Below are 9,667 nucleotides of genomic sequence, written 5' to 3'. Positions count from 1 at the left end.
CCGGACAATATAGGTCTTAAACATAATCAGTTATTAGAATATCTGCTGAGGTTTACTGTAAATAGCCTTTCTATTTTCCCTCAAACTCCTCAAACTCACAACTTTTAGCTTGACAGACCACTAGTAGCCATAAATACGTATTTTAAGGTATTGGCAAAAGTGGTTCTTCCCGCTTTGATTCCCCCCAATAACACATCCAAATCCTTCTGCATCAAGACAATATCCGCTGCCTCCTTAGCCACATCTACAGCCGTATCAACAGAAATACCCACATCCGCAGCGTAAAGCGCAGAAGCATCATTAATTCCATCCCCCATGTAGCCGACAACATTACCAGCTTTTTTCAAAGCTACAATAATTCGCTCCTTTTGATTTGGTTCTATTTCTGCAAAGATGTTGACCTGATTTACCTGATGTATCAAAGCTGCATCACTGAGTTTTTGGATTTGAGATCCTGTCAATAGCTTAGTTTGTATTAGTCCTACCTGCTGACTAATACTAGCAGCAACTGCGTGACTATCACCGGTGATCATTTTCAAAGTAACGCCCAAATTTGCTAGATCAATAATTGTATTTTTGATGTCAGATTTGGGCGGATCATATAAAGCCAAATAGCCCAAAAAAGTAAAATTAATTTCATCTTTAAGAGTGATATGATTAGTATTTATAGTTCGATAGGCAACGCCCAAAGTCCGAAAACCTTGACTACCTAAATCTTCATATTTTTGCTGGATTTGCTGCCGAATTGGTTCAATATCAATTATTTTATCTTCTGCCATTTCTACCGTATTACAGATATCTAAAATATTAGAAATTGCTCCTTTTGTAATCACCAGACAATCATGATCTTTACTCAATAAAATACTCAGACGTTTGCGGTTAAAATCATAGGGAATCTCATCCAACTTTTTATATTTAGAAATATCAAATGATTTATGATTACGAATTGCTTCATCAATAGGATTAACATAACCTGATTCATAAATAGCATTTAAATAGGCATAAAACAAGACTCTCTCACTTTCTTTACCATCTACATCCAAAGCCGAACGAATTCGCACCACACCATCAGTTAAAGTCCCTGTTTTATCGGCACATAAAACATTCATACTGCCAAAATTTTCTATTGCAGGTAATCGTTTGACAATCACCTGTTTTTTGACCATTAACTTGGCACAATGAGCTAAATTAATACTAATAATTGCCGGCAATAATTGGGGAGTAAGTCCTACAGCCAAAGCCAAGGAAAACATAAAAGAATCTAACACCGGACGATGGAGATAAATATTCGCGGTAAAAATTAGGATTACTAAAGTTAAAGTTACTTCCAAAAGAAAATAACCAAACTTGCGAATTCCATTCTCAAACTCAGTTTCTGGTGGTCTAAATTTCAATCGTTCCGATACCTTACCAAATTCCGTTGCTTTGCCCGTATTCACCACCACAGCCTTAGCAGTGCCACTTACTACATGAGTCCCCATAAATAGGCTATTTGTGCGTTGTCCTAGTCCAGTTTCCGCAGGTAAAATCGCTGTTTCTTTAGCCACTGGATAAGTTTCCCCAGTCAAAGTAGCTTCATCTACCGATAGGGTTTGTGACTCTAAAACCAAACAATCTCCAGGAATACTATTACCAGCCGACAATAAGACAATATCTCCCGGCATAACCTCATCTACTGGGACATCTTGGGGTTTACCATCTCGGAGGATACTCGCTTTGATTTCCACCAGTTCTAGGAGTTTCTGGACAGCATCAGCAGCACCCCGTTCTTGCCAAAAACCCAGAAATCCACTTGCGAAGACAATTACGAGAATAATGACTGCATCAATAGCATCTTGCAGAAAAATGGAAAGAATTGCTGCTACAATCAAAATCAGAATAATCGGACTATTAAACTGATTTAATAACAAAGTGAGAGTATGGGATTGCTGTTTTTGCTTGAGGCTATTTGCACCGGACTTACTCAGGCGTTGTTTAGCTTCTTCACTGCTTAAACCTTGTGGGGTTGATTGTACCTGCACAAATATCTGAACAGCAGATAAATTCCAAAAAGTGGATAATTGTGAATTCATCAATTAATGTTAGAAATAATTGTAGTTCTGGTTAAGCTACAGCCACCAAATCCCAAAAATGTTGGGTTTCCTTGCGTCAACCCAACCTACAAAAGCCCTCACAGATAACTTTTTCAGCAAACCCTACTTAAAAGTATTGCGAACCTCTTCTTTCATTTTATTTGCTGGGTTACGAGATTCACTTTTTATGTCATCAGTTTTTCCACTAGGTAGATAATTAGGGTTGACAATACTATTGTCTATGGCTTTTTCAGTTTTAGCTTCAATCTTTTTGGTTGCTCTTGAGTTGGGTTGCCACTTTGTATCTTTTATATCTTCGACTGCATTACGAACTTTACTTTCAGCTTGCTTGGCTTTACCCATGAATTGGTCTTTTTTATTTCCTGTGACATTACCGAAAGTTTCTTGAACTTTACCTTCAATATTTTTAGTTGTGGCTTCGACTCGATTCATAGTTGTGGCCATTTGAGTCTGAGCGAGACTAACCTCAGATGTAAAAGCTGTGAAAATTCCCAGAAATAGAACTAAACTAATGACGAGAAAAAACTTGCGAAATTGTGAAAATAGATTCATGGAATTTTCCTCATTTATAGGTTGTTAATTAATAAATGTCATCGGTTATAGTTTTGGACTTGGTACGGCTGGAACAATTTTGACTACAACTTTGACGCTTCTTACACCCTTGATTTCTTTAGCAAGAGAATTAATTTTATTTAGTTGTTCTTGATTCTGGACATTTCCAACTACAACAATTGCTCCATCTTTAGCAGCCACAGTTAATTGACTAGACGGAATATTAGCTTCCAACTTAGAACGAACCTCACTGGCAAGATCACTATTAGCGCGAGTTGCATTCCCTCCAGTGACATTATTGCGTTGTTCACGGGCGCGAATATCTGCGTTGAGTTGATCTCGACGAAGTTGGCTAGTTGCGTCTTTTTGATTGGCTAAAATGGTTTTATCTGTGGGAACTTCACCAGTTTTCTCAGCAGAATCGGGCGCACTGCTGCTAGTTTTGGCTTTATTGTCACAAGCAACTGTTCCCAGAAGTAAAATGCTACTGAGGACTAAAAGCGTAATTTTTCTCATATTTCCAATCCCTTTTACACACGCGAGACAACAGGATTAGCAGAACGGCCAATGGTTGGACTATTGTAAACTTCCCATTCCCGCATTCCCTTGTGCTTGAAAATTGTTTCTGCTCTCAGGATTTCCGCCTCTGTGCCATCTACAATTACTAGATAATCCCCATCAACTACATAATCATGGTAGATTTGCGCCCGATGTTCGGGAATTCCTAAACCTACTAAACTACCAATTAAACCACCAACTGCTGCTCCGATAGCTCCACCTGCTAGAGTTGTAGCGATCGCTGTAGCTACTGCTCCTGCTAACATAACTGGACCAATCCCCGGAATTGCTAGAGTTCCTAACCCAATTAGTAACCCTGTCAACCCCCCAACCGCTCCTCCTGCCTCGACTCCAGTTTTCGCACCTTCCTCTACACGAGTGGTTTCATGAGTGGTTTCATGGCCGATTTCACGGGTTTCTGTTGGTTCTTGAACTCGTGTTTCACCAATTTGGTATCGCTGATTTAGATCTTCATCATGTTTAGCAATCACAGATACCTGATTCATGTCAAATCCGTTATCTCGCAGTTCATTTAGAGCATCTTCTACTTCGTCGTGACTAGAAAATACTCCCACTGCTCGTTTATTATTAATCAAGGTCATTTTTTTATCCTTTCACAAGGGAAAAAGTGGCAGGCAACAAGGTAATTAAGAATTAGTTTGTAAGATCAAAAGTCTTATTTCCCTGCCCCTGCCTGGTTAATCTATTCGACAATTTCTCTGGCTTGATCCTTCACATCTTCAACTCCGTGGCGAATTTTGGCTTCTGCTTGTTTTTCCTTGCCTTCCGCTTGAGTTTTTGGATCTCCTGTTAAATCACCTACGGCTTCTTGAACCTTACCTTCAATGTTTTTGGCAGTTGCCTTAGCTCTATTTTTCACACTCATAATCTGCTCCTAATGGAAAATTTACTAACGCGAAATCTGAGTTTTATCTTCTTTCCACATTCGGATGTTCTTGGGTGTTAACATCCAATTCTTCTCGACGCAGAGTTTCTTCTGCTTCAATGGTTTCGTGATCTACAACTTTATTAACTCTGACTTCTTCTCGTAAGAAAGCTTCTTTATGAATGTCCGCAGTTTCTTCATAAAGTTCTATTCGACTCACTTCTGTCGTCCCAAAGCTATCGCCATCTAAAGCCACCGTTTCTCCCGCAGTTGTAGGAGTGACTCGTTCAATGACAATTCTTTCCTTATCTATGGGGACTGAAACCCGCGCCTTTTCTGTTTCTGTATGTTTCCCAACAATCACTTCTCCCGTTTTGGCGCGGACTTTGTTGGCAATTAATCGTTCTTGATATAGTTTGAAAGTTTGATGATCCTGATCATTCAAAGCATATAGAGCCGGATCTGCTTTATAGTCATAGGCAGCACTGCCGTTACCGGACTTTCTCGGTGGGACTATGGGAGGGGCTACCATAGTACCTCCCGCAGGTCGAGAACTGGCTGTATCTACAGAACCGGAACTTTCTAAGAATGCTTCGGAACGATACACTCCTCTGACTTGTTCTTCATAGTTATAATCAATTTCTTTGTGTTCGTTAAATTCGGGTAAATTCTCCGCTTGTTGTTTGGTCATTCCCACTGTATAAATCCGTTCAGAGGTATGATCAATGCGCGAACGACCAACTGGCAATAAAACTTTTTTCCCAAAAATCCACAAACCTAAATCAACAACAAAATAGCGAAAATGTCCTTGGTCATCTACTAAAATATCGCTGACTGTGCCAATTTTTTCATCTGCGGTTGCATAGACACCCATACCTTTGATATCTTTGCCTTCAAAACTTTCTCGATAATTCGGATCAAATTCTTTAATTTTCAAAAGAGGCATACTATTTCCATCTCCACTTTTTACGGATGTGGAACAGGTTGATAATTTTGCTCCTGTTCCAGTTTCACTATCAGTTGATGTCATCAAATACCAATTATTCTCAACATTAGAACCTGGTACAATTGGGTTATTAGTTTTTCAGCTCTGTTAGTTCTAATATGTATACATTAGTTATTTTTATGATTAAGACCGTCCATCAAAGGGTTGATTATGCTTGTATATCAATAGACAGAGATTCTCAACCAAGTAAATGTGCAGGAAAGTTCAGATCCCCGACTTCTTGGAGAAGTCGGGGATCTGGGTGGGTTTAAAAGTGTATAAATTCGTTTATAGCCAAATAATCTAAAAACTTCCCTTGGGGAAAATCGCAAATAATACACTCGGTGTCAAAAAATTGCATTAAAATCACTACGGCGGTAATCTTTGGGTGTGAGTTTGAGGTATTTTTAAGTCAGCTTGACGATAAAATTAATCCACTTCCTGCGGTCTTTAGGCTTACTGCGCTAAAAAATTAGAGAGTTAATTTATGTTTCAGTTGTTAAGCCGGGTTTTGCTATGGCTCTTAATTGGTGTTGTAGCCTTTTCTTTGTTTCAAAGATTCTATCCATCAGTAACTTTTGTCGGCAGATTTCTTTTAGGGTTAGTCATAGTTGTTTTAGCTTTAGCATTTCTCAATCCTAATGAACCAGCAGTGGCTTCATTGTGGCGATTTATCTCCTTCCCGCTCAAGCCTTTGGGCGCTTCGGTTTTAATGTTGTTTCTAGCTGCTCAAAAAATCAAAGGCGGTGGCATTGATAAACCGGGCGGTTTTTTATTAGGATGGGCTTTGACGGTTTTGCTTTTGTCCAGCACGCCAGCGATCGCTTACTTCCTCGTCAGATCACCAGTTGCCACAGTTGAGGGGACGAACATAAATCACCAAACTTCCCCATCCGCCCTAGTCGCCTTTGGTTCAGCAAATCCTAATTTCACAATCTCAGATATTCAGCAAAATATCATCCCACCAATGGTAGAGATAAATTCTCCAACTATAGCCTTCAATAGTCTGACTGCGAATATCCCTTCCTATCTCCTCCAAAATCCTCAAGCAATCAGCACCCGCGGGTTACGGGTAGAAGACTTTGTTCCTAATGCAGAAACACTGCAACTTACTACCCAAGTATGGGAAAGTTATCTCAATCAGATTTATGTTTTCCTACGTGGCCGGACGTAGAAGAGGCAGGGGACAGGGAAGAGGGAGCAGGGGGATAAATTTTCGTTCTTCTTCCTGACTCCTGACTCCTGACTCCTGACTCAATGACTGCTCCTGTAATCTCAAAAAGTTAGATAATTGTTGGGATCATTCTAAATCGTAGTAATACGGTTTAGATGTGAACCAAACCACCCTGAGCGTAGTCGAAGGGTAAACGTTATTTAAGTTATGACACCTTGGGATTCGCTAGTTCCATGCTCTGTCGGTACTGATTAAACATTCCAAAAGGAAAGTGTCTTTACCATAACAAGCTTTTATAACCGGGTTGAAGCAAACTTTACTTAGAAATAAGGATTGGTCAAACCGACCGAAAACAAATTATGTCCAATTTTGTCTTTTTAATTGATGCTAATAAAACCCCATTAAATCCTATCCACCCATCTCATGCTAGTAAGCTATTGGATAGTGGGAAAGCAGCCGTTTTTAGGCGTTATCCTTTTGTTTTAATCATGAATCGGGTTGTGGAAAACATTGTTACTTACCCCATTAATTTAAAAATTGATCCTGGTTCTAAGTTTACGGGTATCTCTTTAGTAAATAACAAAGAAGAAGTTATTTGGGGAATGGAATTACAACATCGTGGTGCTGTAATTAAAAGTGAGCTAGAAACACGCTCATGGGTTAGGCGTAGTCGAAGAAACCGTCATACTCGTTATAGAAAGCCACGGTTTCTGAATAGAAAACGGACAATAAATTGGTTAGCTCCAAGTTTAAAACATCGTGTATTGACTACTAATACTTGGGTAAAAAGATTAATAAAATATGCCCCAATTACAGCTATTACTCAAGAGCTAGTCAGATTTGATTTACAGCAACTAGAAAACCCTGAAATATCGGGAATAGAATATCAGCAAGGGGAGTTACAAGGTTACGAAGTTAGAGAATATTTACTAGAGAAATGGGAGAGAAAATGTAGTTATTGTGATGCGAAAGATATCCCCCTTCAGGTAGAACATATTCAACCTAAAGCGAAAGGTGGAAGTAACAGAATAAGTAACCTGTGCTTGTCTTGTGAAAAATGTAATCAAAAAAAAGGAACGCAGGACATTGAAAAGTTTTTAGCTAAGAAACCAGAACTATTGAAAAGAATTAAATCTCAGTCAAAAAGACCTTTAAAAGATGCGGTTGCTGTTAATTCTACCAGGTGGGATTTATTTCAAACTTTGAAAGAAACTGGATTACCAATTACAACGGCTTCTGGGGGAAGGACAAAATTCAATAGGAGAAAATTAAATCTTCCCAAAGAACATTGGATAGATGCGGCGTGTGTTGGAGTAGTAAAAAACTTAAATATATTGACAACCAATATATTTAAAGTAAAATCTACCGGACTTGGAACAAGAAGATTATGTCGGATAAACAAGTTCGGTTTTCCTTGTTCCCAGCCACGTCAAAAGTATGAACACAAGTGGAACACAGGTGATATTGCCTATTGTAAAGGTGTCTCAGGTCGGGTTGTAGTGCAATCTGCGACCCGACTAGAGATCAGGGTAGATGGGAAAAGAATTGGTGGGAAACTAACTGATTTTAAAAAACTCCACAGCAAAGATGCTTATTCCTATTTTTGACTAGGAAACACTACATTATTTTGGGATTAGAAGGAATGGCATGGCCAAATCACACAGACTTGATAAAATCGCTGCTTATTTACGCCCCTATTGGCGCGAAACCGTTTTCGGTATTATTGCTTTATTAGTTGTCAATGGGCTGGGTGTATATATTCCTTTGTTAATCCGTTCAGGGGTAGATACTCTATCTAAGAGTTTTAGTTTTCGCCAAATCATCCATTATGTAGTCCTTATCGCCCTACTTAGTTCCGCTATGTGGATGATGCGAATGGCTTCTCGGATTTGGATATTTGGTGTGGGAAGACAGGTAGAATTTGACCTCAAACAGCGGATTTTTCAGCACCTGCTGCAATTAGAACCTGCTTATTTTACAGTTAATACTCCTGGGGATTTAATTAGTCGCGCTACCAGTGATGTAGATAATATTCGACGGTTGGTAGGTTTTGCTGTATTAAGTTTGGCAAATACTTTTTTTGCCTATACTCTGACATTACCAGTGATGTTGTCTCTGAGTGTGGAACTGACATTGGCATCATTAGCAGTGTACCCGTTCATGTTTCTGATGGTGCATTTTTTTAGCGATCGCTTGCGTAATGAACAAACCGCCGTCCAAGAACAACTTGCAGAAATCAGTGAACTGGTACGGGAAGATATGAGCGGTATGGCACTGATTAAAATTTACGCCCAAGAAGACAATGAGCGTCAAGCATTTAGTCAGAAAAATGAACAGCTATTAACCGCTAACCTCAAACTAGCTAAAACGCGCAACACCCTATTTCCGCTCATTGGTGGGTTAGCAAGTCTCAGTTCTTTGATTATTATTTGGTTAGGTACAGCCAGAATATCCTCTGGAACTCTTGCCATTGGTGACTTTCTGGCTTTGCTAATTTATGTAGAGCGATTAATTTTCCCTACCGCTTTATTAGGATTCACCATTACTGCTTACCAACGGGGTGAAGTCAGTATTGACCGTTTAGAAACTATTCTCAGTGTGACTCCCAAAATTCAAGACACACCAGATAGTATTCATCTGGAGGTTAACAAACTCAAAGGGGAACTGACAGCAGTAAACTTTAGTTACACCTACCCCGGCGTAAATACCCCAGTTCTAGAACATCTTAATTTTAGGATTGCTCCTGGGGAAGTAGTCGCTATTGTCGGTCCGGTTGGTTCAGGAAAATCAACCTTAGCGAATGCTTTCCCCAGATTATTGGATATTCAGCCAGGACAGTTGTTTTTAGATGGGTTGGATGTGACAAAACTAGCTGTGAGTGATTTACGCGGAGCGATCGCCTACGTACCACAAGATAGCTTTTTATTCAGTACCACCGTCAAAAATAATATCCGTTATGGTGATCCCGTCTCCGCCGCAGAAGACGTAGTTTACGCCGCCAAAATGGCGCAAATTGACGCAGAAATTCAGAATTTCCCCCAACAGTATGAAACCCTAGTGGGTGAGCGAGGAATTACCCTTTCTGGTGGACAAAGACAACGCACAGCTTTAGCAAGAGCAATGTTAATTGATGCCCCCATCTTGCTGTTGGATGATGCCCTATCCAGTGTAGACAATCAAACTGCTACACAAATCCTCACCAATCTGGCTACAGGGACAAAAAGAAAAACCGTAATTTTCATTACCCACCAACTTGCTGCTGCTGCCACATCTGACCGAATTTTGGTCATGGAACAGGGGAAAATCGTCCAGACTGGTCATCACTCAGAACTGGTAGAACAGCCTGGACTTTATCAAAATTTGTGGCATCAACACCAAGTAGAAGAACTATTACATTGAACCAAAATGGATTAATTTTT

9 protein-coding genes are annotated in these 9,667 nt (G+C 39.7%); 3 read left to right on the top strand and 6 right to left on the bottom strand.

Going from position 1 to position 9,667, the window contains the following annotated elements; all coding sequences use genetic code 11:
• Positions 1–104 precede the first annotated feature (104 nt).
• The 6 genes from FJR09_RS13350 to FJR09_RS13325 form a co-directional block, all read right to left on the bottom strand.
• Complete coding sequence (locus FJR09_RS13350) at positions 105–2,072, bottom strand: HAD-IC family P-type ATPase (protein WP_015083418.1); 1,968 nt, start codon at positions 2,070–2,072, stop codon at positions 105–107.
• A 123-nt stretch (positions 2,073–2,195) separates the two neighbouring features.
• Complete coding sequence (locus FJR09_RS26185) at positions 2,196–2,645, bottom strand: CsbD family protein (RefSeq protein WP_015083419.1); 450 nt, start codon at positions 2,643–2,645, stop codon at positions 2,196–2,198.
• A gap of 45 nt (positions 2,646–2,690) precedes the next feature.
• Complete coding sequence (locus tag FJR09_RS13340) at positions 2,691–3,161, bottom strand: BON domain-containing protein (RefSeq protein WP_015083420.1); 471 nt, start codon at positions 3,159–3,161, stop codon at positions 2,691–2,693.
• Positions 3,162–3,175: 14 nt separating this feature from the next.
• Positions 3,176–3,805 carry a signal transduction histidine kinase (STHK), LytS gene (locus tag FJR09_RS13335; RefSeq protein ID WP_168653572.1) on the bottom strand — a complete coding sequence of 210 codons (630 nt, stop codon included), beginning with the start codon at positions 3,803–3,805 and terminating at the stop codon, positions 3,176–3,178.
• 101 nt (positions 3,806–3,906) lie between these two features.
• Entirely contained in the window at positions 3,907–4,089 is a 183-nt protein-coding gene (locus tag FJR09_RS13330; RefSeq protein ID WP_168653573.1) for a CsbD family protein, read from the bottom strand.
• 43 nt (positions 4,090–4,132) lie between these two features.
• Entirely contained in the window at positions 4,133–5,035 is a 903-nt protein-coding gene (locus FJR09_RS13325) for a DUF2382 domain-containing protein (RefSeq protein ID WP_168653579.1), read from the bottom strand.
• 526 nt (positions 5,036–5,561) lie between these two features.
• Here FJR09_RS13325 and FJR09_RS13320 point away from each other — a divergent pair.
• The 3 genes from FJR09_RS13320 to FJR09_RS13310 all read left to right on the top strand — a co-directional run bounded on the left by FJR09_RS13320 (position 5,562) and on the right by FJR09_RS13310 (position 9,647).
• Positions 5,562–6,248 (top strand): hypothetical protein, encoded by a 687-nt coding sequence (locus tag FJR09_RS13320; protein WP_168653574.1) that lies wholly within the window; start codon positions 5,562–5,564, stop codon positions 6,246–6,248.
• 359 nt (positions 6,249–6,607) lie between these two features.
• The gene (iscB, locus tag FJR09_RS13315) at positions 6,608–7,855 is read left to right on the top strand and encodes an RNA-guided endonuclease IscB (protein ID WP_168651157.1); all 1,248 of its coding nucleotides are present in this window, start codon (positions 6,608–6,610) and stop codon (positions 7,853–7,855) included.
• A gap of 40 nt (positions 7,856–7,895) precedes the next feature.
• Entirely contained in the window at positions 7,896–9,647 is a 1,752-nt protein-coding gene (locus FJR09_RS13310; RefSeq protein ID WP_148766820.1) for an ABC transporter ATP-binding protein, read from the top strand.
• Positions 9,648–9,667 lie beyond the last annotated feature (20 nt).

This window comes from Dolichospermum sp. UHCC 0406 (genome assembly GCF_009712025.1).
GTDB classification, from domain to species: domain Bacteria; phylum Cyanobacteriota; class Cyanobacteriia; order Cyanobacteriales; family Nostocaceae; genus Dolichospermum; species Dolichospermum lemmermannii.
This window is presented reverse-complemented; position numbering and strand designations above follow the sequence as displayed.